At 62.0% G+C, this 26,201-nt stretch carries 18 protein-coding genes; 13 read left to right on the top strand and 5 right to left on the bottom strand.

Annotated elements, in window-relative coordinates; all coding sequences use genetic code 11:
- Positions 1 to 63: 63 nt before the first annotated feature.
- Both RE418_RS03805 and RE418_RS03810 read left to right on the top strand, forming a co-directional pair.
- A complete protein-coding gene (locus RE418_RS03805) occupies positions 64 to 567 on the top strand; it encodes a GNAT family N-acetyltransferase (protein WP_004933360.1) in 504 nt (167 codons plus the stop codon).
- Between the two features lie 226 nt (positions 568 to 793).
- Positions 794 to 2,401 (top strand): GMC family oxidoreductase, encoded by a 1,608-nt coding sequence (locus RE418_RS03810; protein ID WP_089181593.1) that lies wholly within the window; start codon positions 794 to 796, stop codon positions 2,399 to 2,401.
- 15 nt (positions 2,402 to 2,416) lie between these two features.
- Here the strand turns inward: RE418_RS03810 and miaE are convergent, their stop codons facing one another.
- Both miaE and rraB read right to left on the bottom strand, forming a co-directional pair.
- Positions 2,417 to 3,181, bottom strand: coding sequence for a tRNA isopentenyl-2-thiomethyl-A-37 hydroxylase MiaE (gene miaE, locus RE418_RS03815; protein WP_049294757.1), 765 nt, complete (start codon positions 3,179 to 3,181; stop codon positions 2,417 to 2,419).
- 178 nt (positions 3,182 to 3,359) lie between these two features.
- Entirely contained in the window at positions 3,360 to 3,785 is a 426-nt protein-coding gene (gene rraB, locus RE418_RS03820; RefSeq protein ID WP_025305115.1) for a ribonuclease E inhibitor RraB, read from the bottom strand.
- A gap of 162 nt (positions 3,786 to 3,947) precedes the next feature.
- Between rraB and argF the strand changes: the two genes are divergently transcribed.
- The 6 genes from argF (at position 3,948) to RE418_RS03850 (ending at position 12,170) form a co-directional block, all read left to right on the top strand.
- A complete protein-coding gene (argF, locus tag RE418_RS03825; RefSeq protein WP_060448228.1) occupies positions 3,948 to 4,967 on the top strand; it encodes an ornithine carbamoyltransferase in 1,020 nt (339 codons plus the stop codon).
- Positions 4,968 to 5,163: 196 nt separating this feature from the next.
- On the top strand, positions 5,164 to 6,732 hold the full coding sequence (locus RE418_RS03830) for an ABC transporter substrate-binding protein (protein WP_089181591.1): 1,569 nt from the start codon (positions 5,164 to 5,166) through the stop codon (positions 6,730 to 6,732).
- Positions 6,733 to 7,022: 290 nt separating this feature from the next.
- Positions 7,023 to 7,958, top strand: a complete 936-nt coding sequence (gene pyrB, locus RE418_RS03835; RefSeq protein ID WP_089181590.1) for an aspartate carbamoyltransferase — start codon at positions 7,023 to 7,025, stop codon at positions 7,956 to 7,958.
- A 12-nt stretch (positions 7,959 to 7,970) separates the two neighbouring features.
- A complete protein-coding gene (gene pyrI, locus RE418_RS03840) occupies positions 7,971 to 8,435 on the top strand; it encodes an aspartate carbamoyltransferase regulatory subunit (RefSeq protein WP_004933377.1) in 465 nt (154 codons plus the stop codon).
- A gap of 159 nt (positions 8,436 to 8,594) precedes the next feature.
- Positions 8,595 to 8,981 carry a 2-iminobutanoate/2-iminopropanoate deaminase gene (ridA, locus tag RE418_RS03845; protein WP_004933379.1) on the top strand — a complete coding sequence of 129 codons (387 nt, stop codon included), beginning with the start codon at positions 8,595 to 8,597 and terminating at the stop codon, positions 8,979 to 8,981.
- A gap of 204 nt (positions 8,982 to 9,185) precedes the next feature.
- Positions 9,186 to 12,170, top strand: a complete 2,985-nt coding sequence (locus RE418_RS03850) for a non-ribosomal peptide synthetase (RefSeq protein WP_188016059.1) — start codon at positions 9,186 to 9,188, stop codon at positions 12,168 to 12,170.
- 36 nt (positions 12,171 to 12,206) lie between these two features.
- On the opposite strand, the gene RE418_RS03855 is transcribed toward RE418_RS03850, so the two are convergent.
- Positions 12,207 to 14,597 carry a beta-N-acetylhexosaminidase gene (locus tag RE418_RS03855; protein ID WP_399675829.1) on the bottom strand — a complete coding sequence of 797 codons (2,391 nt, stop codon included), beginning with the start codon at positions 14,595 to 14,597 and terminating at the stop codon, positions 12,207 to 12,209.
- A gap of 211 nt (positions 14,598 to 14,808) precedes the next feature.
- Entirely contained in the window at positions 14,809 to 17,517 is a 2,709-nt protein-coding gene (gene mgtA / locus RE418_RS03860) for a magnesium-translocating P-type ATPase (RefSeq protein ID WP_273853061.1), read from the bottom strand.
- Between the two features lie 424 nt (positions 17,518 to 17,941).
- On the opposite strand from mgtA, the gene treR reads away from it, so the two are divergent.
- The 3 genes from treR to treC all read left to right on the top strand — a co-directional run bounded on the left by treR (position 17,942) and on the right by treC (position 22,174).
- Entirely contained in the window at positions 17,942 to 18,889 is a 948-nt protein-coding gene (gene treR / locus RE418_RS03865; RefSeq protein ID WP_042783558.1) for a trehalose operon repressor TreR, read from the top strand.
- A gap of 137 nt (positions 18,890 to 19,026) precedes the next feature.
- On the top strand, positions 19,027 to 20,442 hold the full coding sequence (treB, locus tag RE418_RS03870; RefSeq protein WP_025305107.1) for a PTS trehalose transporter subunit IIBC: 1,416 nt from the start codon (positions 19,027 to 19,029) through the stop codon (positions 20,440 to 20,442).
- Positions 20,443 to 20,509: 67 nt separating this feature from the next.
- Positions 20,510 to 22,174: an alpha,alpha-phosphotrehalase gene (gene treC, locus RE418_RS03875; RefSeq protein WP_049294749.1), complete on the top strand. Its 1,665-nt coding sequence runs from the start codon at positions 20,510 to 20,512 to the stop codon at positions 22,172 to 22,174.
- 28 nt (positions 22,175 to 22,202) lie between these two features.
- On the opposite strand, the gene RE418_RS03880 is transcribed toward treC, so the two are convergent.
- Positions 22,203 to 22,727: an NAD(P)H-dependent oxidoreductase gene (locus tag RE418_RS03880; RefSeq protein ID WP_049294748.1), complete on the bottom strand. Its 525-nt coding sequence runs from the start codon at positions 22,725 to 22,727 to the stop codon at positions 22,203 to 22,205.
- A 104-nt stretch (positions 22,728 to 22,831) separates the two neighbouring features.
- Between RE418_RS03880 and RE418_RS03885 the strand changes: the two genes are divergently transcribed.
- Both RE418_RS03885 and nrdD read left to right on the top strand, forming a co-directional pair.
- Positions 22,832 to 23,746 (top strand): LysR family transcriptional regulator, encoded by a 915-nt coding sequence (locus RE418_RS03885; protein WP_323712006.1) that lies wholly within the window; start codon positions 22,832 to 22,834, stop codon positions 23,744 to 23,746.
- Between the two features lie 244 nt (positions 23,747 to 23,990).
- On the top strand, positions 23,991 to 26,129 hold the full coding sequence (gene nrdD, locus RE418_RS03890) for an anaerobic ribonucleoside-triphosphate reductase (RefSeq protein ID WP_311271546.1): 2,139 nt from the start codon (positions 23,991 to 23,993) through the stop codon (positions 26,127 to 26,129).
- Positions 26,130 to 26,201 lie beyond the last annotated feature (72 nt).

Raw genomic sequence — 26,201 nt, forward strand, 5'->3', positions numbered from 1 at the left:
GCGCGTTTCGTGCTGCGATAAAAACGAAAACGAACGTGGTCTCTTTCAATGGCGAGTGTAAACATGACAACAGCAACCCCGGCGCGCCTGCTGGTGCGCCCCATCACGGCGGAAGACAATCCCGCCATTGCTCACGTCATTCGCGAAGTCTCCGCCGAGCACGGCCTGACGGCGGATAAAGGCTATACCGTCTCCGATCCCAATCTGGACGCCCTGTATCAGCTCTACAGCCTGCCGCGCAGCGCTTACTGGGTGATCGAGGTGGACGGCCAGGTCGCCGGCGGCGGCGGCATCGCGCCGCTGCAGGGCGGCGCAGACGATATTTGCGAATTGCAGAAGATGTATTTCCTGCCGGTGTTGCGCGGCAAGGGATTGGCGAAACGCCTGGCGCTGCAGGCGCTGGATTTCGCCCGCCAGCACGGCTTCCGCTGTTGTTACCTCGAGACCACCGCCAGCCTGACGCAGGCCGTTGCGCTGTACGAACACCTGGGCTTCGAACACATCGACCACGCGATGGGCGCCACCGGCCACGTCGATTGCGAAGTCACCATGCTGAAAACGCTGTAATCGTCCCCCGCCTCTCTATCATGGCGCAGCGTGCTGCGCCATTTTATTAATATCGCAATCAATCAGTAAAACTCGCTATAACGCCGTTTTTCAAGCAGATAAACTGACGTTAAAAACCATGATGTAAATTTAATGTGAAGTTCGTTAATAAATTAACGATCGCAAATTGACCGTTTTTCCCCCCGCGCTACTCTGCCAGTATCCCAATCGCGCACGGAGAGCTGTCATGTCGGAAAATACCTTTGATTACATCATCGTCGGCGCCGGTTCCGCCGGCTGCGTGCTGGCGGCGCAGCTGATCCGCCGCACCCAGGCGCGGGTGCTGCTGCTGGAAGCCGGCGGCGACGACAATAACCTGTTTATCAAGATGCCGGCCGGGGTGGCCAAGATCATCGCCAAAAAAAGCTGGCCCTACGAGACGGAACCGGAACCTCATGCAAATAACCGCCGCATGCAGATCGCGCAGGGCAAGGTGCTGGGCGGCAGCAGTTCGGTCAACGGTATGATCTACCTGCGCGGCCAGCCGCAGGACTACGACGACTGGGCCGAACGCTACGGCTGCACCGGCTGGAGCTACCGGGAGGTGCTGCCCTACTTCAAACGCGCCGAGGCCAACGAAAGCCTGTCCGACGACTACCACGGCGCCGACGGGCTGCTGCCGGTCAGCGAGAACCGCTACCGCCACCCGCTGAGCATGGCGTTTATCCGCGCCGGCCAGGAGTTGAACCTGCCCTATCGCAACGACTTCAACGGCGACAGCCAGCACGGCGTCGGTTTCTACCAAACCACCACCCGCAACGGCGAGCGCGCCAGCACCGCCCGCACCTACCTGAAGGCAGTGCGCGACGAACGGCGGCTGGTGGTGAAACTGAACGCCCTGGCGCACCGGCTGACCTTCGAGGGCAACGTCGCCACCGGCGTGGTTTACAGCCAGAACGGCGGCGCCGAAGTCACCGCGCGCGCCACCAAAGAGGTGATCGTCAGCGCCGGCGCGGTCGGTTCGCCGAAGCTGCTGATGCTGTCCGGCATCGGCCCGCGCGACCACCTGCAGCAGCTGGGCATCGAGGTGCGGGCGGATCTGCCGGTGGGCAAAAACTTCCACGACCATCTGCACATGTCGATCAACGTCAGCACCCGCGAGCCGATCAGCCTGTTCGGCGCCGATCGCGGCCTGCAGGCGCTGAGCCACGGCGCGCAGTGGCTGGCGTTTCGCAGCGGGGTGCTCTCATCCAACGTGCTGGAAGGCGCCGCCTTCACCGACAGCCAGGGCGACGGCCGGCCGGACGTGCAGATCCACTTCCTGCCGCTGCTGGACAGCTGGGACGACGTGCCCGGCGAGCCGCTGCCGAACATTCACGGCTTCACGCTCAAGGTCGGCTACCTGCAGCCGAAGGCGCGCGGCGAAGTGCAGCTGCGCAGCAGCAACCCGCGCGATCCGGTCAGGCTGCACGCCAACTACCTCGGTCACCCGGACGATCTGGCCGGCAGCGTGCGCGCGGTGAAGTTCGGCCTGGGCTTCCTACAAACCGCGGCGCTGAAGCCGCTGATCAAAGATCTGCTGATGCCGCAGCCGGAGTGGACGCGCGACGATGCGCAGCTGGAAGAGTTCGTGCGCAACTTCTGCAAGACGGTGTATCACCCGGTGGGCAGCTGCCGCATGGGGCCGTCGCCGCAGGACGCGGTGACCGATCCGCAGCTGCGGGTGCACGGTTTTGAACAGCTGCGGGTGATCGACTGCTCGGTGATGCCGCAGCTCACCAGCGGCAACACCAATGCGCCGACCATCATGCTGGCGGAAAAGGCGGTGGATCTGTTGCTGGGCGCGCCGCAGTAGGGGCGCCCCTCAACGTCATGCGGCGGCGGGCACGCCGCTGTGGAAGCGCAGCTCGCTGTCCGGCGACAGGATCAGCTCAGCTTCGAGGCGGCCGAAATGCGCCACCCGTTCGCTGATGTCGCCGCCGGCGATCTGCTCGGCCAATGTCAGGTAGTCCTGGTAATGCCGCGCTTCGGATCGCAGCAGCGAAACGTAAAAGCGGTTCAGCTCGTCATCCAGGTGTGGCGCCAGCTTGGCGAAGCGTTCGCAGGATCGCGCTTCGATGTAGGCGCCGCAGATCAGTTTATCGATCAGCGTCGCCGGATCGTGAGTGCGGATCTCGCGGATCATGCCCTTGGCGTAGCGGCTGGCGGTGATCTTGCGATACGGGATCCCGCGCGTCTGCATGATCTCCAGCACCTGCGAGAAGTGATGCAGCTCTTCCTTGATCAACAGCACCATGCGATCCGCCAGATCCTGGCCGTAGGCCGAGCCGTTTTTCGGCAGGATCTTGCGGGTGAACTGGCCCTGGCGGAACAGCGTGTCCGGCGCGCCCTGCGCCTCGTGCAGAAACGCCTCGTAGGGCCGCAGCAGCGCCAACAGCGCGTCGCCGCTCTCTTTGTCCGCCACATAGCGGCGGATCAGCCACATGCCGGTCTGCGCGGCCTTCAGCTCGCACACCAGGTGGTCGGTCAGCAACAGCTGCAGGTTTTCCGGACGGCGCGCGGCGTCGATCCAGGCGTCGGGAGTTTCACAGTGCAGGAAGCTTAAAATCGGGGCTAACAGGGATTGGTATGTCATCGGCTTCATTGCCCTATGTATTTCAAGTTGCAGCTAGGCGGCCAGCTCACTCATCCCCAGGAGCTTACTCAGGTAAGTGACTGGGGTGAGAGAGTGCAGCCAACAACGCTGCAGCTTGAAAGACGACGGGGATATCAGGGGCCGGCGAGAACCGGCCCATGTGAATAAGCGGGGTTAATTAGTGGCGTTTGCCGTCGTCGTCTTCGTCGATGTAGTCGCCGTCTTCGTCATCCTCACCGTCTTCACCGTTCGGATCTTCGAAGTAGGTGCCCCAGCCGTCGTAGTTGACGCCGCAGCGCTCCGCCAGCGCCACCAGCTGTTCTACCTGAGCGTCGATCAGCTCGGCGTTCAGGCCGACTTCGCTGATCACGTCGCAGCACATCACCATCGAACCGTCTTCCACTTCCAGCTCTTCGGCGTCGGTCACTTCGTAGCCCAGCTTGAAGGCTTCAACGGCGGCCTGCTCCAGAACCTCAAATTTCTCGGCGGACAGATGGTGCTCGATGGTGTAGAGCGCGTCCGGATCGCTGCCGTCTTCCAGCAGTTCTTCGATGATCAGGCGGGTCTCTTCACGTTGTTCTTCCAGCAATTCGCGGTTTGCCATGCCTATATCCTCAAGTCAAATGGCCTTCATTCCTTCTATTTTCACACACCGCCGACATTGCTTCCACGATAAACGTGAAAGATTTCCTCGCTGGGGTTGAAATTGAATATTCATACATATAAAGTGAATTTTAATTCAATTACACAATCAGGGAATCGGACTATGAGCACCGGCAATGCGTTCTACCAACGTCACTTTCTGAGGTTAATGGATTTCACCCCCGCCGAGCTGCAGGCGCTGCTGCGGCTTTCGGCCGATCTGAAACAGGCCAAGAAGCAGGGGCAGGAACAGCGCCGGCTGCAGGGCAAAAACATTGCGCTCATCTTCGAAAAAGACTCGACCCGCACGCGATGCTCTTTCGAAGTTGCCGCATTCGATCAGGGTGCGCAGGTGACCTATCTCGGCCCAAGCGGCAGCCAGATCGGCCATAAAGAGTCGATGAAAGACACCGCCCGGGTGCTGGGCCGCCTGTACGACGGTATTCAATACCGCGGCTACGGCCAGGCGCTGGTAGAAACCCTGGCGCAGCACGCCGGCGTGCCGGTGTGGAACGGCCTGACCGACGAGTTCCACCCCACCCAATTGCTGGCGGATCTGCTCACCGTGCAGGAACACCTGCCGGGCAAGGCGCTGAGTGAGGTGAAGCTGGCGTACGTCGGCGATGCGCGCAACAACATGGGCAACACGCTGCTGGAAGCCGCCGCGCTGGCGGGTATGGATCTGCGGCTGGTGGCGCCGAAGGCCTGCTGGCCGCAGCCGGAGCTGGTGGCCGAATGCCAGGCGCTGGCGCAGCAAACCGGCGCGAAACTCACCCTGACCGAAGACATCGCCGAAGGGGTGCAAGACGCCGACTTCCTCTACACCGACGTGTGGGTGTCGATGGGTGAACCGAAAGAGACCTGGCAGGAACGTATCGCGCTGCTGCGGCCGTATCAGGTCAACATGGCGATGCTGAAGCTGACCGGCAACCCGAACGTGAAGTTCCTGCACTGCCTGCCGGCTTTCCACGACGACCAAACCACGCTCGGCAAGCAGATGGCGCAGCAGTACGACCTGCACGGCGGCATGGAAGTGACCGACGAGGTGTTCGAATCGGCGCACAGCGTGGTGTTCGATCAGGCGGAAAACCGGCTGCACACCATCAAGGCGGTGCTGGTCGCCACGCTGAGCGAAACCCTCTGACACGCCTCCCCCTCCGCCCTGGCGCCCCCGGCCAGGGCGGCTAATATATTCCTGGAATATCAAATAGCGGATTAACCTTTGCCCGCCGCCGGCAAAGGTTCTACCGTGACAGGCCGACGGCGCCCGCGCCGTAAAAACCAACGATAACAAACCGTTCTCAGCGCCGCCTTGCGGCGCTTTCAGGGGATACACACCGATGAAAGCCAAACTCTTGCCGCTGTTCCTGCTCGCCGCCCTGCCCGCCGCCACGTTAGCCGCCACGCCGCCGAATACGCTGGTGGTGGTGCAATCACTGGATGACATCGTCAGCCTCGATCCGGCGGAAGCCAACGAACTCTCCAGTATCCAGACGGTGCCCAGCCTGTATCAGCGTCTGGTGCAGGCGGACCGCGACGATCCGGCCAAGGTGGCGCCGGTGCTGGCGGAAAGCTGGCAGGGCGATGCGGCGGCTAAAACGCTGACGGTGAAACTGCGGCCGCAGGCGGCGTTTGCCTCCGGCAATCCGCTGACCGCCGACGACGTGATCTTCTCTTACAGCCGCGCGGTGAAAATGAACAAGTCGCCGGCGTTCATCCTCAACGTGCTCGGCTGGCAGCCGGACAACATCGACGCGCAGCTGAAGAAGATCGACGACCATACCGTGCAGCTGCGCTGGACGGCGGACGTCAGCCCGGCGGTGGCGCTGAATATCCTCTCGACGCCGATCGCCTCGATCGTCGACAGCAAGGCGGCGCTGGCCAACGTCAAAGACGGCGACTTCGGCAACGCCTGGCTGAAGATGCACTCCGCCGGCAGCGGTCCGTTCAAGATGCGCGTCTATCAGCCGCATCAGGCGATCGTGCTGGACGCCAACCCCACCTCGCCGGGCGACAAGCCGCAGCTGAAAAACATCATCATTAAAAACGTACCGGATCCGGCCACCCGCCGCCTGCTGATCCAGCAGGGCGACGCTGATATCGCCCGCGAACTCGGCGCCGATCAGACCGACACGCTGAAGAACCAGCCGGGCGTCAAGGTGCTGGAGATCCCGTCCGCCGAGCAAAACTACCTGGTGTTCAACACCGGCAACGGCGCCAATCCGCTGCTGAACAACCCGGCCTTCTGGGAAGCGGCGCGCTATCTGGTGGATTATCAGGGCATCACGAAGGATCTGCTGAAGGGCCAATACTTCGTGCACCAGAGCTTCCTGCCGGTCGGGCTGCCGGGCGCGCTGGAGACCAACCCATTCAGCTACGATCCGGCTAAGGCGAAAGCCATCCTGGCCAAGGCGGGCATCACCCACGCCGCCTTTACGCTGGACGTAGAGAACAAGCCGCCGTTCATCACCATCGCGCAGGCGCTGCAGGGCAGCTTCGCCGCCGCCGGTGTGAAGGTCGAGCTGCTGCCGGCCGCGGGTAGCCAGGTTTACTCCCGCGTGCGCGCCAGGCAGCATCAGGCGGCGATCCGCCTGTGGATCCCGGATTATTTCGACGCCCACTCCAACGCCAGCGCCTTCGCCTACAACGACGGCAAAAGCAGCACGGTGGCCGGGCTGAACGGCTGGCAGATCCCGCAGTTGAATAAGCAGACGCTGGCGGCGCTGGCCGAAGCCGATCCAGCCAAGCGCCGCGCGCTGTACACCGCCATGCAACAGGAGCTGCAGCGCAGTTCGCCGTACGTGTTTATCGATCAGGCTAAAACCGAAGTGGTGCTGCGCGACAACGTCAAAGGCTATCAACAAGGGTTGAACGCCGACATGGTCTACTACGATCGCGTCAGCAAATAGCCGGCGAGCGGCCATCGCCGGCCAATCGATTGCGGGGGAGGCAAAAAACGGCGTTTTAACGCTTGCAGTGGCGAAAAGCGCGAGTATAATGCGCCACAATTTGCCAGGAGAAAGCATGAAAAACGACGTTTGTTTTGTTAGCCGCAATCGACAAAACCGACTGCCTATCGGCGGCCAGCTGCCGTTGTTTCTCCTGTTGCTAAACCGATCTTTTCAAGCCCCTCATTGAGGGGCTTTTTTTTGCCTTAAAAAGTCCCGCGCCACGGGCACGCGTCGAGGAGGAGTGAAAAATGGCCAACCCGCTGTATCACAAACACATCATCTCTATTAACGATCTCAGCCGCGAGGATCTGGAGCTGGTGCTGCGCACCGCCGCCGGTCTGAAAGCCAACCCGCAGCCGGAGCTGTTGAAACACAAGGTGATCGCCAGCTGCTTCTTTGAAGCCTCGACCCGTACCCGCCTGTCGTTCGAAACCTCGATGCACCGCCTCGGCGCCTCGGTGGTCGGTTTCGCCGACGGCAGCAACACCTCGCTCGGCAAAAAAGGCGAAACCCTGGCCGACACCATCTCGGTGATCAGCACCTATGTGGACGCCATCGTGATGCGCCATCCGCAGGAAGGCGCAGCGCGCATGGCCTCGGAATTCTCCGGCAACGTGCCGGTGCTCAACGCCGGCGACGGCGCCAACCAACACCCGACCCAGACCCTGCTGGATCTGTTCACCATCCAGGAAACCCAGGGGCGCCTGAGCAACCTCAGCATCGCCATGGTCGGCGACCTGAAATACGGCCGCACCGTGCACTCGCTCACCCAGGCGCTGGCCAAATTCGAAGGCAACCGCTTCTACTTCATCGCCCCGGACGCGCTGGCGATGCCGGCCTACATCCTGAAAATGCTGGAAGAGAAAGGCATCGAGTACAGCCTGCACAGCAGCATTGAAGAAGTGGTGCCGGAGCTGGATATTCTCTACATGACCCGGGTGCAGAAAGAGCGCCTCGATCCTTCCGAGTACGCCAACGTGAAGGCGCAGTTCGTGCTGCGCGCCGCGGATCTGGCCGGCGCGCGCACCAACCTTAAGGTGCTGCACCCGCTGCCGCGCATCGACGAGATCGCCACCGACGTGGATAAAACGCCGCACGCTTACTACTTCCAGCAGGCGGGCAACGGCATCTTCGCCCGCCAGGCGCTGCTGGCGCTGGTGCTCAACGCAGATTTGGATCTTTAAGGGGGAACCGCCATGACTCACGACAACAAACTGCAGGTCGAAGCGATCAAATGCGGCACGGTGATCGACCACATTCCGGCGCAGATCGGTTTCAAACTGCTGACGCTGTTCAAGCTGACCGCCACCGACCAGCGCATCACCATCGGCCTGAACCTGCCCTCCAACGAGCTGGGCCGCAAGGATCTGATCAAGATCGAGAACACCTTCCTGACCGAGCAGCAGGCTAACCAGCTGGCGATGTACGCGCCGAAGGCCACGGTAAACCGCATCGACAACTATGAAGTGGTACGCAAGCTGACCCTCAGCCTGCCGGACCACATCGACGGCGTGCTGACCTGCCCGAACGGCAACTGCATCAGCCGCAGCGAGCCGGTGGCGTCGAGCTTCAGCGTCAAATCGCGCGGCGGCGAAGTGCACCTGAAATGCCGCTACTGCGAAAAAGAGTTCGAGCATCAGGTGGTACTGCAGGCAGACTAAGCCCGGCATGGGCGCCGGGAGATGGCGCTGTCATTCTCCCGGTGACGTCCTATAATGGGACCTCTGAAAATTACTCTACCCACGTTGCTACCCACCGAATTTTACGCTGCGGCCGACCGCGCGGCGGCGTGAAAGACAACGGGTCTATCAGGAGAAAACATGTCACGTAATATCAGCACTGAACTCGCCCCGGCAGCCATTGGTCCTTACGTGCAGGGCGTTGATCTGGGCAGCATGATCATCACTTCCGGCCAGATCCCGGTCGATCCGAAAACCGGCGCCGTCGCCGACGACGTCGCCGCACAGGCGCGCCAGTCGCTGGAAAACGTTAAAGCGATCGTCGAAGCCGCCGGCCTGATCGTTGCCGACATCGTGAAAACCACCGTATTCGTGAAAGACCTGAACGACTTCGCCACCGTCAACGCCGCGTACGAAGCCTTCTTCACCGAGCACAGCGCGCCGTTCCCGGCCCGCTCTTGCGTAGAAGTGGCGCGTCTGCCGAAAGACGTGAAGATCGAAATCGAAGCCATCGCCGTGCGTCGTTAATCGACACGCATGCGAATCACGGCCAGTGCAGACTGGCCGTTTTTATTGATAATCATTTTATTAACCCAATTAATTTATAGCGATAGCGTAATATCGTTCACATTTACAATTCCTCAATAAAAATACGCCTATAATTGTTTTTCACCCGGCCGGGTCATTGCTGTTTCATTTCGTTCACTTCGTGAATAATGACAGGAGATAACCATGGCACCTAGCGTATTGGATTATTTTATCCAACAAGTTTCCCGTTATCCGGAAAAACTTGCCGTCGTCGGCGATAATAAGCGCTTGACCTACCGTCAATTGGATGAAGCCAGCAGCGCACTGTGCACGCTGTTGCTACGGCGGGGCGTAGCGCCCGGCAGCTATGTGCCGCTCGTCACGCTGCGCACGCCGGAAATGCTGATCGGTATGTTGGCGATCGTCAAAGCCGGCGCAGGCTATATTCCCATCGACGCCCGTTACCCGGAAAAAAGAATACAGGATATCGTCACGCAAAGCGGTTCCCCTTTAATACTCGCCAGCAACGCGACGATAGCGCTTTCGGAAAATAACTTCAGCGAGGATATTATTTATATTGATAATATATCAACTTCTTCGCAGGAGAATATAACGTTAATTTCTCCGTCCCCCGATGCCATCGTTTATCTCATTTTCACTTCAGGCACCACCGGCAAACCGAAAGGTGTGCTGATAGAACATCAGTCACTGCTGAATTTAATTCTCTGGCATAACAAGCAATTCGCCATGGATGCCGAAAGTCGTTCTACGCTGATCGCCGGCTTGAGTTTCGACGTCGCGCAATGGGAGATCTGGTCGCCTCTGACCAGCGGCGGCACATTGTATCTGCCCCCGGAAGACGCTCGCCTGCAGCCGGAAGTCCTGCTGGCCTACTTTGCCGAACAGGGCATTACCCACGCCAGCCTGCCCGCCGTACTGGTTGCCGAAGTGGTCGGCGCGCCGCAACCGGCCAATCTGGCGCTGCGATATCTGTTCAGCTCAGGGGAGAAACTTCATCCGGTCGATCTGCGCGGCATCGATTATTCATTGATCGATTACTACGGCCCGACGGAAGCCACCATATTCGCCACCTGCAACCGGGTGGCTTGCGCCACGCAAAACCCGCCCGCCAGCATTGGGCAGCCCATCGGCGATACCGAAATCTTCATCCTCGATGACCGACTGCAGCCCGTGATCGGCGATCGCCCCGGCGAGCTGTATATCAGCGGTCGCTGTCTGGCCCGTGGCTACCTGAACAATCCGGCGTTGACCGCCGAGCGCTTCATCACCCCGCCTCACTTCGCCGGATTGCGCCTGTACCGCAGCGGCGATCGGGCTCGTTGGCTGGCGGATGGCCGCATTCAATATCTGGGCCGTATCGACGATCAGGTCAAAATCCGCGGCAATCGCATTGAACTGGGCGAAATCGAAAACGCCATGCTGCAGGTTGCGGGCGTCCGTAAAGCGGTGGCCGCCGTGGCAATGGCTGACGATCCACTGGGCAAGAAAATCGTGGCGTTTCTGATCGCGGAGAGTGACAGCGAAAACGTGACCGCACGCGTCCGACAGAAACTGAAAGAAACGCTGCCCACCGCATTTCTGCCCGCCGATTATCGTTTACTGGAACACATGCCGCTGAACAACAACGGCAAGATCGACAAAGCGGCTCTGTTGGCGCATTACCAACCGGTCAGCGTCAGTGTCGGCGTTGCGCAGCCGCTGACCGCCGACCAGCGCGTCGTCGCCGATCTCTGGCGCTCGCTGCTGAAAGTGGAACAGCCCGCAGCCGACGATGATTTTTTCTCGCTGGGCGGCCATTCGCTGTTGGCGGCCAAACTGATGGCGGCGCTGGCCGAGGCATTTGCCGTCGAGACTTCGGTGCACGACATCTATGAATATCCCACTCTGGGCGCCCTGGCGCAGGCACTGGCACAACGCAGAGACCGGCAACCGACACAGCGGCAAGGCGAAGCGCGTGCCTTGCAGGATGATGTTTATTTGCCGTCGGATCTCGTCATCGATCCGACGTTCGATCCGCGGCAAATCAGCGCGCCGCGCGCCATTTTGCTGACCGGCGCCACCGGCTTCGTCGGCGCGCATCTGTTGGCCGATCTGCTGCGCACCACCGACGCCGAGCTGTACTGTCTGGTGCGCGACGGCGCCAAACTGCCGCCGAGACAGCGGCTGGAGGCGGTGCTGCAGCGCTACCGGATCGCGCTGAACGCCAGCCAGCACGCGCGCATTCATATCGTGCCTGGCAACGTAGCGGAACACGACTTTTCGCTTACGCCGGCGGCCTACAGGGCGTTAAGCCGAGATATCGATCTGATTTACCATTCGGCCAGCGCGGTGAATTTTATCCAGCCTTACGCCTACATGAAGCGCGACAACGTGCAGGGCCTGCGGGAAATCATTCGCTTCGCGGCGCATAGCCGCACCAAGCCGCTGATGCTGCTGTCGACCATCTCCGTATACAGCTGGGGGCATCTGCACACCGGCAAGCGGGTGATGCGGGAAAGCGACGATATCGACCAAAACCTGCCGGCGGTCAGCCGCGATATCGGCTACGTGCGCAGCAAATGGGTGATGGAGAAAATTGCCGATTTGGCGGCGGCGCAAGGCCTGCCGCTGATGACCTTCCGCCTGGGCTACGCCACCTGCCACAGCCGTACCGGCGTCAACGCCGATTATCAATGGTGGGGACGGCTGGTGAAAACCTGCATCAGCAGCGGCACGGTGCCGGATTTACGGGATATGCGCGAAGGGTTGACCACGGTGGATTACATGACCCGGGCCATCGCCCACGTCTCTCGCAATCCGCAGGCGCTGGGGCAGAAATTCAACCTGATCCATCAAGGTGACAATAATCTGACGCTGCGTGAGTTTTTCAGCCTGCTGGAGCGCGAGTTCGGTTATCGTTTTCGTCCCTTGCCCTTCGCACAGTGGCGGGCCCAATGGGAAAACGACAGCGACGCGCCGCTGTACCCGCTGCTCAGCCTGTTCAAGGATCCTATGGTGGACGAGCTATCGACGGTGGAGCTCTATCAAGACACCTATCGGTGGGACTGCAGCAACCTGCAACGCTTCCTGCAGGGCAGCGGTATCGATGAGCCGCGCTTCACCCGCCAGCTGCTGCTGAATTACCTGCAGCACGCCATCGGGTATGCGCCGCTGTCGCTACAGGCGTAATGAAACCGGGGCTCAACTGGCCGAGCCCCGTCACCCTCACTCCGTTTTAAGCCCCCGCAGCAGCGCCTCCAGCGGGTACACCGCGGCAATCACCACTTCGTCGCGCGTCTGCGCCGCCGCATCCAGCCGGCGCTGCGCTTGTTCGGCCTCGGCCCGGCTCAGCGGTTTGTCCTGCTGATGGCGATCCAGCAGCGTTAACCCCAATACGGCCAGGGCATCGACGTCCTGCGCCACCGGCGCCAGCTCCCGCAGCGTGCGGTTGCCCGCGATCGCCGTTTGCAGCGCCGCGCCGTTCGCCTGCCAGCGCTGCAGCCGTTCGCGCAGCGCCTGCGCCGCCGCCTTATCGCGCTTATCCTTCAGCAAAGCCGCGACCTGGGCATGCATGTCACGCACCGCGCCGCTCTCCGGCGGCAGCGCATCGGCAAAGCGGTTCAGCGGTTCGAACTGGTGATAGTTGCCGGCCTGGAACTTCAGGTGCTGGCGGGTGTAATACTGCGCCGGTTCCACCGCCTCGGCCAGGATCTGTAGCGGCGCGATCTGCACGCTGTTGCTCAGCCGGGTGAATTCGCGCGCCGTTTCCGCATGCTGCTGCAGGCCGACCGACACCACCGACCAGGCGTCGATCGCCGCCAGCCGCCGGTACATGTTGCTTTCGTCGGTAACGTCCTGCGCCGACCACAGCCGCTCCGCCACCGCGAAGGCGCGCGGCCACAGCTTGAGATCGATCAGCGGCGCGCGCACGTTTTCCGCCCACAGCGCCGCTTCACCGCCGAGAATATTGGCCTGCCCTTTCTCGTCCGGCACCACCGGCATCTTGCCCGCCGGCGCCGCCGCCAGTTTCTCGCCCTGGGTGGGGTAACGCACGTTGCCGACCAGCGTATAGCCGCTGAGCTTGTCCTGCTGCAGCGTGAACACCGGCCGCGTGTCGCCCATCCAGGTATCGACGCGGAACGTCACCTGCTGCGGCGTGCGCCAGACGATGTCGTGCACCGCGCGGCGCGACTTGCCGTTGAAATCGATAAAGCCGCGCCAGCCCTGCTTGCCCTCGATCAGCGTGAAGCTGCCCTCCACCGCGCTACCCTTCAGACGCGGCATGCTGAAACGCCAGCTTTGCGCCTGCTCGCCGGGTTGCACCGCCGTCTCAACCCCCAGCGGCTGCGGCAGAATTTCATTGCGGTAGTGATAGGCGGTGCTTTGCGGCTGATCGAGGTAGAAACCGGTGGAGAGGATGCCCTGATAGCCATCCTGCGCGCTGGCGCCCAGCGAGTCTTGCCCCTGCCAGGATTGAATGACGATCGAGCGCGGCAGCGACGGATGGTAGATCTCGTCCCAACCGACCATCTGCCGCTGGTGTTTCTCGAGGATCTTTTCCAGCTTCTGGTTGAAGTAGGCCTGCAGCGCATGGGTATCCGCCAGCCCGTTCTGCTGCATAAACGCCTGAATCGACGGCGATGCCCGCCACTGGCTGGCGTCCACTTCGTCGCCGCCGATGTGCAGATAAGGATCGGGGAAGATCGCCGCCAGCTCGCCGACGATCGTATCGACAAACTGATAAACCTCGTCGCGGGTCGGATCGAGCGTCGGCTTATGCACGCCCCACTCGCGCTCCATGCGATACGGCCCCGGCGCGCTCATCAGGTCGGGATAGGCCACCGCGATGCTGGAGGCGTGCCCCGGCATGTCGATCTCCGGCACCACGCGAATGCCGCGCGCCGTGGCGTAAGCCACCACCTGCCGCATCTGCTCACGGGTGTAGAACTGGCCGTCGCTGGCCTGCTGCTGCAATTTGGGGTAATGCTCGGAGGCGAAGCGCCAGCCCTGATCGTCGGTCAGGTGCCAGTGGAATACGTTGAGCTTGGCCGCCGCCATGCCGTCAAGCTGGCGCAGAATGTCCGGCAGCGGTAGGAAATGGCGCGCCGAATCCAGCAGCACGCCGCGCCACGGAAAACGCGGCACGTCGCGAATATCCACCAATGGCAGGAAAGTGTTTTGCCCGTCGGTCTGCAGCAGCTGCAGCAGGGTCTCCATGCCGCGCAGCGCGCCAAAGCGGGTATTGGCGGTCAGCGTGGCGCCCTGTGGCGTGACCGCCAGCCGGTAGCTCTCATCGCTGCCCGGCAGCGGCTGCGCCGCCACCCGGTCCTTGATCACCACTTTGATCGCCGCGCCGTTTGCTTCTTCCCTCAGCGCCAGCGTCCAGCCGGTCTGCAACTCGATGCGCTGGCGCCAGCGCGGCAGCGCGTCGCCCAAATCATCACCCTGCAGCGTCAGAGACAATCGGCGATCCAGCACCAGCTTGCCCGCCGGTTGCGTCACTTCCACCTGCTGCGGCCAGGGCATCAGCGGCAAATCACCCGCCGGCTGCGCCAGCACGCCGCAAGAAAACCATAACGATGAAGCCAGTAGCGTATAACGGAAAGGTCTGTGCATCGGAAATTCCTCAGAGGAAAAAAAAAAAATATCCCCAATGAATTTCAAACCACCGCTAGGCGATAAACAACAACGCGGTGGCTTGAAAGGCGCAGGGGAAAACAGCCAACGCTGTAGATAAAGACTCAGCACAGAACAGATGTCCAACCGTTGCGGTGAAAAAGCGGACGGGATCACAGTTGCCCCCTCCCGGCCGGAGGGGGCGAGCGGGTTATTGCCAGCCGTAGCGGCGCACGAACCAGCCTTTCACGCACTGGGTCAGCACCATGTAACCGGCGAGGATCAGCACCAGCCACGGGAAGTAACCGAGCGGCAGCGCCTGCAGCTGCAGGAAGCCGGCCAGCGGCGAGAACACCAGGCCGATGCCGGTGGCGATCACCGCCAGCGTCATGATGCACAGCGGCCAGGACGGGCGGCTCTGGATAAACGGAATTTTGCGCGTGCGGATCATGTGCACGATCAGCGTTTGCGACAGCAGCCCTTCCACGAACCAGCCGGACTGGAACAGCGTCTGCATTTCCGGCGTGTTGGCCTTGAATACCCACCACATCAGGCTGAAGGTCAGCACGTCGAAGATCGAACTGATCGGCCCAAAGAACACCATAAACCGCCCCAGATCGGCGGAGTTCCAGCGCTGCGGCTGGGTGATCTGATCGTCGTCGACGTTATCGAACGGGATGGCGATCTGCGAGATGTCATACATCAGGTTCTGAATCAACAGATGCAGCGGCAGCATCGGCAGGAACGGCAGGAAGGCGCTGGCGATCAGCACGCTGAACACGTTGCCGAAGTTGGAGCTGGCGGTCATCTTGATGTATTTCAGCATGTTGGCGAAGGTGCGGCGCCCTTCGATCACCCCCTGCTCCAGCACCATCAGGCTTTTTTCCAGCAGGATGATGTCCGCCGCTTCCTTGGCGATATCCACCGCCGAATCGACGGAGATGCCGATATCTGCCGCGCGCAGCGCCGGCGCGTCGTTGATGCCGTCGCCCATAAAGCCCACCACGTGCCCCTGGCGGCGCAGCAGTTTGACGATGCGCTCCTTGTGCAGCGGCGTCAGCTTGGCGAACACCGTGGTGCGCACCGCCGCCTGCGCCAGCTGCTCGTCGTCCATCTGCTCGATCTCGCTGCCGCGCAGCAGATGATCGGCCGCCAGCCCGACGTCACGGCACACTTTGGCGGCCACCAGTTCGTTGTCGCCGGTGAGGATCTTCACCGTGACGCCGTTCTGTTTCAGCGCCGCCAGCGCCGGCGCGGTGCTTTCCTTCGGCGGATCGAGGAAGGCGACGTAGCCTTCGAGGATCAGATCCGACTCGTCCGCCACGCCGTATTCATGGGTTTGCGCCGGCAGGATCTTGTTGGCCACCGCCACCACCCGCAGCCCCTGCTGGTTGAGATCGTCGGTGATGCGGCGGATCCTCGCCAGCAGCGCCTCGCTCAGCGGGATCACCTCGTCTTCGTGGCGCACGTGGCTGCAAATCGCCAGCATCTCTTCCAGCGCGCCCTTGCACACCAGCTCGTGATACTCGTTGTCTTTGGCCACCACCACCGACATGCGGCGGCGGACGAAATCGAACGGGATCTCATCCACCTTGCGGTAGTTTTGCAGCGCCTGCGGCTGCTGATTTTGCTCCGCGCAGCTCAGCACCGCCACGTCGAGCAGGTTTTTCAGCCCGGTCTGGTAGAAGCTGTTCAGCCAGGCGTAGCGCAGCACCCGCTCGCTGCTGGCGCCGAACACGTCGGTATGGCGCTCCAGCACGATCTTGTCCTGGGTCAGGGTGCCAGTCTTGTCGGTGCACAGAATGTCCATCGCGCCGAAGTTCTGAATGGCGTCCAGGCGTTTGACGATCACCTTCTGGCGCGACAGCTTCACCGCCCCTTTGGCCAGCGTCGAGGTGACGATCATCGGCAGCATTTCCGGCGTCAACCCGACCGCCACCGACAGCGCGAACAGCGCCGCCTCCCACCAATCGCCCTTGGTGTAGCCGTTGATCAGCAGCACGATCGGCGTCATCACCAGCATAAAGCGGATCAGCAGCCAGCTGACCTTGCTGATACCGCTCTGGAAGGCGTTCGGCTGCTCATCCTGGCTGGTGACGCGCTGCGCCAACTGGCCGAAATAGGTGCCGCCGCCGGTGCCAATCACCATCGCCAGCGCGGTGCCGCTGACTACGTTGGTGCCCATGAAGCACAGGTTCTGGCAGTCGAGCGGATCGGCCGCCAACGCCTGCGGCGCCGCGGATTTTTCCACCGGCAGCGATTCGCCGGTCAGCGCCGCCTGGCTGATGAACAGATCCTTGGCCGACAGCACGCACAGATCCGCCGGGATCATGTCGCCGGCCGCCAGCTTGATGATGTCGCCCGGCACCAGCTGCGCGATCGGCAGCTCCACGTGCTCACTCTTGCCGGTGAGCGCATCGCTGCGGATCACCGTGGCGGTGTTGCTCACCATGGCCTTCAGCGCGTCGGCCGCCCGGTTGGAGCGCGCCTCCTGGATGAAGTTCAGCAACGTGGAGATCAGCACCATCAGCGCGATCACCAACGCGCCGGTGAGATCCTCGGTAGCGTAAGAGATCATGCCGAGCGCGGTCAGCAGCAGGTTGAACGGGTTGCGGTAGCAGTGCCAGAGGTGTTGCCACCAGGCCTCTTTCTGCTGATCGTCGATGACATTCTCGCCGCAGCGCTGGCGCACCTGCTCCGCCTCATGGGCGGTAATGCCTTCCGGGTGGCTGTGGAAACGCTCAAACAGCTGCATCGTTTCCGCGGCGGCGCATTCCAGCCGCTGCTGCGCCAGGCCGGCCGGCATGTCGCGCGCAGCGCCGCCGACGCCGTCCAGCAGACTGTCGCGACGCACCAAACGGCGCGGGAGGCCGCGGGCAAACAGGCCCAGCAGCTGACGGGGGAGTTTTTTCAGTTTCATGGTTCGCACCTCGTCGCCCGGTGCCTCACGGCAGCGGGTAAACGGGGATCGTCATCGGCCGGGCGGATGGCGGGTGCGCCCAAAAGCCTCTGCCAACGCAGATCCTTATTCTTTTTTTCAGCAGCAGGAGCGAACGACGAAGCGCGCGCTACCGGTTACCGTGATGTACTTCACCGGTAAAACAGCAGCGCCAGGCGGAGAGGTTTTACCGGAGAACCGAGTGAGTGTCTAAAGCAGTCGGGTCGGGGTCCATATGGGGGATCACCTCCGGTAAAGGGAAAAACAGAGCGGCAGGAGCGGCCGTTCAGCGCAGTGCAACAATCCCGTTTTGCATCAAGATCCGCGTCGGAAAATGAGCTATGCTGACGGGCATTGTTTTACAGGCCGTTATGTTACGCCTGTCCACTTCAACGAAAAGTAAACCATGCAAAACCGGCTGACCATCAAGGACATCGCACGCCTGAGCGGCGTAGGTAAATCCACCGTCTCACGCGTGTTGAACAATGAAGGCAGCGTGAGCCCGCAAACCCGTGAACGGGTGGAAGCGGTGATCCGTCAGCAAGGGTTTACCCCCTCCAAGTCGGCACGCGCCATGCGCGGCCAGAGCGACAAAGTGGTGGGCATTATCGTTTCCCGTCTCGATTCGCCGTCGGAAAACCAGGCGGTGCGCACCATGCTGCCGTTGCTGTACCAGCAGGGCTTCGATCCGATCGTGATGGAGAGCCAGTTCGAAACTCGCCTGGTGCAGGAGCATCTGCACGTGCTGCATCAGCGCAACGTCGACGGCGTGATCCTGTTTGGCTTCACCGGCCTGACCGCGGCGATGCTCAAGCCGTGGCAGGAAAAAATGGTGGTGATGGTGCGTGAATACGACGGCTTCTCGTCCGTCTGTTACGACGACGCCGGAGCAGTAAACCTGCTGATGGATCGCCTGTATCAGCAAGGGCATCGGCATATCGGCTATCTGGGGGTGCAGCTCAGCGACGCCACCACCGGCCAGCGCCGCTATCAGGCCTATCTCGACGCCTGTGAACGCCTCACGCTCACGCCGCGCGCCACGCTGGGCGAGCTGAGTTACCAGAGCGGTTTCCAGCACGCCGCCGAAGTGATTGACGCGCACACCAGCGCGCTGATTTGCGCCTCCGACAGCATCGCCCTGGGGGCAATCAAATACCTGCAACAACAGCCGACGCGCGCCATCCAGGTATGCGCCATCGGCAACACCCCGCTGCTCAGCTTCCTGTTCCCCGACACCCTGTCGGTGGAGTTCGGCTACGGCAGCGCCGGCCTGCTGGCCGCGCAGCAGTTGCTGGCGCAGCTCAGCGGCGAGCAGGGGATCCGCCGCCTGGTGGTGCCCAGCAAACTTTCCTGACGACCTGATGAGAAGTTGACCATTTTTTGTCATTTTGTGATCCTCGCCCCAATCCGGGAACGTTCCCATTTCATTCAAAAAGCCGAGTGGCTAAGCTTTGATCATTACTCAGTCAACACCTCTGCAGGTATCCCATAATGAGCAAAGTAAAACAGCAGGATATTGATCGCCTGATTGTTTTGGTCGGCGGCCGCGAGAACATCGCCACCGTCAGCCATTGCATTACCCGGCTGCGTTTCGTCCTCAACGATCCCAACAAGGCGAAACCGAAAGAGATCGAAGCGCTGCCGATGGTCAAGGGTTGCTTCACCAACGCCGGGCAGTTCCAGGTGGTGATCGGCACCGACGTCGGCGACTACTATCAGGCGCTGATCGCCAGCACCGGCGTCAACGAGGCCGACAAGGAGCAGGCCAAGGTGGCCGCGCGCCAGAACATGACCTGGACTGAGCGCACCATCTCCCACTTCGCCGAGATCTTCTTCCCACTGCTGCCGGCGCTGATCAGCGGCGGTCTGATCCTCGGCTTCCGCAACGTGATCGGCGACATCCCGATGTCCGACGGCCAAACGCTGGCGCAGATGCACCCGGCGTGGAAAACCGTTTACGACTTCCTGTGGCTGCTCGGTGAAGCGATCTTCATGTTCCTGCCGGTGGCCATCTGCTGGTCGACGGTGAAAAAGATGGGCGGCACGCCGGTGCTCGGCATCGTGCTGGGCGTCACCCTGGTGTCGCCGCAGCTGATGAACTCCTACCTGCTCGGCCAGCAAACGCCGGAAGTGTGGAACTTCGGCTGGTTCGTGATCCAGAAAGTGGGCTATCAGGCGCAGGTGATCCCGTCGATCCTGGCGGGCATGGCGCTGGGCTGGATCGAAACCCGGCTGAAAAAGATCGTTCCCGACTATCTCTATCTGGTGGTGGTGCCGGTGGTCTCGCTGCTGCTGGCGGTGTTCCTGGCACACGCGCTGATCGGGCCGTTCGGCCGCATGATCGGCGACGGCGTCGCCTGGGCGGTGAAAGCGGTGATGACCGGCAGCTTCGCGCCGGTGGGCGCCGCGCTGTTCGGCTTCCTGTATGCGCCGCTGGTGATCACCGGCGTGCACCAGACCACGCTGGCTATCGACATGCAGATGATCCAGAGCATGGGCGGCACCCCGGTGTGGCCGCTGATTGCGCTGTCCAACATCGCGCAGGCCTCGGCGGTGCTCGGCATCATCATCATCAGCCGCAAGGCCAACGAGCGTGAAATCTCGGTGCCGGCGGCGATCTCCGCCTACCTCGGCGTGACCGAACCGGCGATGTACGGCATCAACCTCAAATACCGCTTCCCAATGCTGTGCGCGATGATCGGCTCCGCGATCGCCGGCCTTATCTGCGGGCTGGACGGCGTGATGGCCAACGGCATCGGCGTCGGCGGCCTGCCGGGCATCCTGTCCATCAAGCCGCAGTTCTGGCTGATTTACTCGCTGGCGATTCTGGTGGCGATCGTCATCCCGCTGGTGCTGACCATCATGGTCTACAAACGCAAGGCCGCCCGCGGCGAGCTGCCGGTTTGATTGACGCAAGATGAATGTAGGGGCCCGCTCACGCGGGCTCGTTGTCACGATTCAAAGGTATTGAACTATGAGCAACCCAACCCCCTGGTGGCAGAACGGCGTCATCTACCAAATTTATCCGAAGAGTTTTCAGGACAGCACCGGCAACGGCTACGGCGATTTGGCCGGGGTGACCCGGCGGCTGGACTATCTGCAGGAACTGGGCGTCGACGCCATCTGGCTGACGCCGGTCTACGTATCGCCGCAGGTGGACAACGGCTATGACGTGGCGGACTACTGCGCCATCGATCCGGCTTACGGCACGATGGCCGACTTCGAGCAGTTGATCGCCGCCGCCCACCAGCGCGGTATCCGCATCGTGATGGACATGGTGTTCAACCACACCTCGACCGAGCACCCGTGGTTCAAGGCCGCGCAGGATCGCCACAGCCCGTATCGTCAGTTCTACGTCTGGCGCGACGGCGACGGTGAAACGCCGCCGAACAACTGGCGCTCCAAGTTCGGCGGCAACGCCTGGCAGTGGCACGCCGACAGCGGCCAGTACTACCTGCACCTGTTCGCCGCCGAGCAGGCGGATCTCAACTGGGAACACCCGCCGGTGCGCGAAGAGCTGAAGAAAGTGTGTCAGTTCTGGGCGGACAAAGGCGTCGACGGCCTGCGCCTCGACGTGATCAACCTGGTGTCCAAGCAGCAGGACTTCCCGTCCGACAGCCAGGGCGACGGCCGCCGCTTCTATACCGACGGCCCGCGCATTCACGAGTTCCTGCAGGAGATGAGCCGCGAGGTGTTCCAACCACGCGGCCTGATGACGGTGGGCGAGATGTCCTCCACCACGCTTGAGCATTGCCAGCGCTACGCGGCGCAGAGCGGCGAAGAGCTGTCGATGACCTTCAACTTCCACCACCTGAAGGTGGACTACGCCGGCGGTGAAAAATGGACGCGGGCGGTGCCGGATTACGTGGAACTGAAGCAGATCTTCCGCCACTGGCAGCAAGGGATGCATAACCGCGCCTGGAACGCGCTGTTCTGGTGCAACCACGATCAGCCGCGCATCGTGTCGCGCTTCGGCGATGAAGGCGCACTGCGGGTGCCGGCCGCCAAAATGCTGGCGATGGTGCTGCACGGCATGCAGGGCACGCCTTATATCTATCAGGGCGAAGAACTCGGCATGACCAACCCCGGCTTCCGCGCCATCGAGCAGTATCGCGACGTGGAAAGCCTGAACATGTACGCCGAACTGCGCGCCCAGGGCCGCAGCGACGCCGAGCTGCTGGCGATCCTGGCCGACAAATCGCGCGACAACGGCCGCACCCCGATGCAGTGGAGCGCCGCACCGCACGCCGGTTTCACCACCGGCACGCCGTGGATCGGCTGCGCCGAGAACTACCCGCAGATCAACGCCGACGCGGCGCTGGCCGACCTCGACTCGGTGTTTTACGCCTATCGCCAGCTGATCACCCTGCGCAAGCAGTACCCGCTGCTGACCCACGGCGACTATCAGGATCTGGCGCCGGAACACCCGGCGCTGTGGTGCTATCAGCGCAGCTGGAACGGCCAGCGCCTGCTGGTGGTGGCCAACCTGAGCCGCGAGCCGCTGGCCTGGGCGGCGGCAGGCGTGGAGCCTTCCGCCCAGTGGCGCCCGCTGATGAGCAATTACAGCGACTCGGCAGACCAGCCGCAGGCGCTGACGCTGCGGCCGTTCGAAGCGGTGTGGTGGCTGCTCGAAGACTAACCCCGCAGGGCGCGGCGAGCGCTGCGCCCTACCATTTCCCCAGCAGCGCCACCACGCCGGCGGCCTCTTGCGCCAGGCGTTCATCGCTCATGTCGAACACGCCCTGCACCAAATGCGGCGGCAGGTAATCCATGCCGGTCAGGTTGGCCATGGCGTGGAACGGCAGCAGCAGATCCTGCACCGGATAACGGTTATACCCTTGCGCCGTATAAGCCTGCGCGTCGCCGCCGGTGCTCACCACCAGCTGCAACGGCTTGCCGTGCAGTTTAGTGCCCTCGCTGCCGTAGGCGAAACCGTAGGTTAATACCGCATCCTGCCATTCGCTGAGGATCGCCGGCGAGCTGTACCAGTAAAACGGGAACAGCATCACTACCGCATCATGGCTCTGCAGCAACTCCTGTTCGCGCTCCACGTCGATGCGGTAATCCGGGTACGCGCGGATCAGCTCATGTACGGTAACGTTAGGCAGCGGGCGTACGGCCTCGATCAGCGCCTTATTAATGCGCGACTCGTCGGGGGTGCGGTGGGCAGTTAACACTAAAATGCGTGGCATAACGATTCCTCGGTCATAAGAAGATGAGGCATTTTTCCATTTCCGCCGCTTCGGGTGTAGGCTGTTAGAGGTCACTTCAATTTCAACCGAAAGTATCAACCACTATGTCGCTGCCCTTTGACGTGCATCGCCTGTTGCCGGCCTTCCTCGCCGCCGCGCAGGCGCAAAATTTCTCCGCCGCCGCTCGCCAGCTTGGCGTGACGCCGGCGGCGGTCAGCAAAAACATCCGCGCGCTGGAAGAGAAGCTGGCGCTGCGGCTGTTTCAGCGCAACACCCACAACGTGCTGCTGACCGACGAGGGCAAAGCGCTGCTGGCGCAGGTAGCGCCGCTGTGGCAGGCATTGGCGGCGACGCTGGAAAGCGCCGGCGGTGAACGGCAGGCGCCTGCCGGGGTGGTGCGCGTCACGATGATCCCCGGCTTCGGCCGCCAGATGCTGATGCCGTTGATCCCGCAATTTCTGGCACGCTACCCGCAGATCGATCTCGATCTGTCGCTGGATGCGCGGGTGGTGAATCTGGTGGGCGAAGGTTTCGACGTCGGCATCGGCAGCCGGGTCGATCCCGACAGCCGGCTGGTGGCCCGCCCGCTCTACCCGATGCATATGGTGCTGGCGGCGTCACCCGACTATCTGACGCGGCGCGGTGAACCGCAAACGCCGCACGATCTGCTGCGGCACGACTGCCTGCTGCACCGCAACCCGGCCAACGGCCGCCACGTCAAATGGCAGCTGCGCCATCAAGGTGAAACCCTGGCGCTGGATCTGAACGGCCGGCTGGTGGTCAGCCGCCCGGAGATGTTGCTGGATGCGGCGCTGGCCGGGCTGGGCATCGTCAACCTGGCGCGCTGGTATCTCGACAAACACTTCGAACAGGGCACGCTGCGGCCGGTGCTGGCAGAATGCTGGCCGCGCCCGGTGCAGCTGTGGCTCTATTACGCTTCGGCGGATCTGCCGCCGCGGGTGCGCGTCTGGGTCGATTTTCTGCTGGCGCATTTTCGCGATCGGCCAACCGGCGATTGACGTCTGTTCAGCTTGCACACGCTCTTCCGTTTTCCTTGTTCTACATCAAAAGAATCTCGCCAATATCTATATATAGTGCATTAAGAATTACGAACACCTATATATAGTAGTTATCCACAAAATCATCCACACGTCGCCACAGCCCTTACGCGCTGCGGCTTTGCCCTGTGGATAAGCGAAATTTGACGGTTGCTCGCCACGCCAGGCGGGTATGAACGCTCCCTCGGGGAACAAGGAGTACAACGTGAAACCAGTAGTGATTAAGCGGGACGGTTGCCAGGTACCTTTTGACGAAGCGCGCATCGCGCAGGCCATCGAGCGCGCCGCGCTGGCGGTGGGCGTGGTCGACGCCGACTACTGCGCCACCGTCGCCCGCGTGGTCGCTCAGCGCATGGAGCAACAGCCGCGCGTCGATATCCACGAGATCCAGCAGGCGGTGGAAAACCAGCTGATGGCCGGTGAATACAAACAGCTGGCGCGCGCCTATATCGAATACCGCCACGATCGCGACGTGGCGCGCGAGTTGCGCGGCCGCCTGAACCAGGAAATTCGCGGCCTGGTCGAGCAGAGCAACCGCGCGCTGCTGAACGAAAACGCCAACAAGGACAGCAAGGTGATCCCCACCCAGCGCGACCTGCTGGCGGGCATCGTCGCCAAACACTACGCCAAGCAGCACATCCTGCCGCGCGACGTGGTGCTGGCCCATGAACGCGGCGAAATTCACTACCACGATCTCGACTACTCGCCGTTCTTCCCGATGTTCAACTGCATGCTGATCGATCTGAAAGGCATGCTGACCAACGGCTTCAAGATGGGCAACGCCGAGATTGAGCCGCCGAAGTCGATCTCCACCGCCACCGCCGTGACCGCGCAGATCATCGCCCAAGTCGCCAGCCATATTTATGGTGGCACCACCATCAACCGCATCGATGAAATTCTGGCGCCGTTCGTCGACGAGAGCTTCCGCAAACACCTGCAGGTGGTGGAAGAATGGCAGATCCCGGATGCCAAAGGCTATGCCATGGCGCGCACCGAGAAAGAGTGTTACGACGCCTTCCAGTCGCTGGAGTACGAGGTCAACACCCTGCACACCGCCAACGGCCAGACGCCGTTCGTCACCTTCGGCTTCGGCCTTGGCACCAGCTGGGAGTCGCGCCTGATCCAGCGCTCGATCCTGAAAAACCGCATTGCCGGGCTGGGCAAAAACCGCAAGACCGCCGTGTTCCCCAAACTGGTGTTCGCCATCCGCGACGGCCTCAACCACCAGTACGGCGATCCGAACTACGACATCAAGCAGCTGGCGCTGGAGTGCGCCAGCAAGCGCATGTACCCGGACATCCTCAACTACGATCAAGTGGTTAAAGTCACCGGCTCGTTCAAAACGCCGATGGGCTGCCGCAGCTTCCTCGGCACCTACGAGCAGGACGGCGAACTGGTGCACGACGGCCGCAACAACATCGGCGTCATCAGCCTCAACCTGCCGCGCATCGCGCTGGAGGCGATGGGCGATGAGTCGCGCTTCTGGGCGCTGCTGGAACAGCGCCTGCAGCTGGCGAAAAAGGCCCTGATGACGCGCATCGCCCGGCTGGAAGGCATCAAGGCGCGGGTGGCACCAATCTTGTACATGGAAGGCGCCTGCGGCGTGCGGCTCAAGGCCGACGACAACATCGCGGATATCTTCAAGAATGGCCGCGCCTCGATTTCGCTGGGCTACATCGGCCTGCACGAGACCATCAACGCGCTGTTCGGCGGCAAAAACCACGTGTATGACGACGAGGCGCTGCGCGCCAAAGCGGTGGCGATCGTCACGCGGCTGCGCGCCGCCGTCGACGCCTGGAAAGACGAGACCGGCTACGGCTTCAGCCTCTACAGCACGCCGAGCGAGAACCTGTGCGATCGCTTCTGCCGACTGGACACCGCCGATTTCGGCGTAGTGCCGGGCGTCACCGACAAGGGCTATTACACCAACAGCTTCCACCTCGACGTGGAGAAGAAGGTCAATCCGTACGACAAGCTGGACTTCGAAGCGCCCTACCCGCCGTTGGCCAGCGGCGGCTTCATCTGCTACGGCGAATACCCGAACCTGCAGCACAACCTGAAGGCGCTGGAAGACGTGTGGGACTACAGCTACACCCGGGTGCCTTACTACGGCACCAACACGCCGATCGACGAGTGCTACGAATGCGGCTTCACCGGTGAATTCTCCTGCACCAGCAAAGGCTTCACCTGCCCGAAATGCGGCAATCACGACTCGGCCAAGGTCTCGGTCACCCGCCGGGTGTGCGGCTACCTCGGTAGCCCCGATGCCCGGCCGTTCAACGCCGGCAAGCAGGAAGAGGTGAAACGCCGGGTGAAACACCTCGGCAACGGGCAGCTCGGCTGAGAAACGCCGTGCAACCTAGGCAGAAGCCTGTTCATCAGGCGTGATTGTCGCAGCCGGTTTGCCTTCGGCCAG

Source organism: Serratia sp. szju (genome assembly GCF_044594185.1).
In the GTDB taxonomy this organism is placed as follows: domain Bacteria; phylum Pseudomonadota; class Gammaproteobacteria; order Enterobacterales; family Enterobacteriaceae; genus Serratia; species Serratia bockelmannii.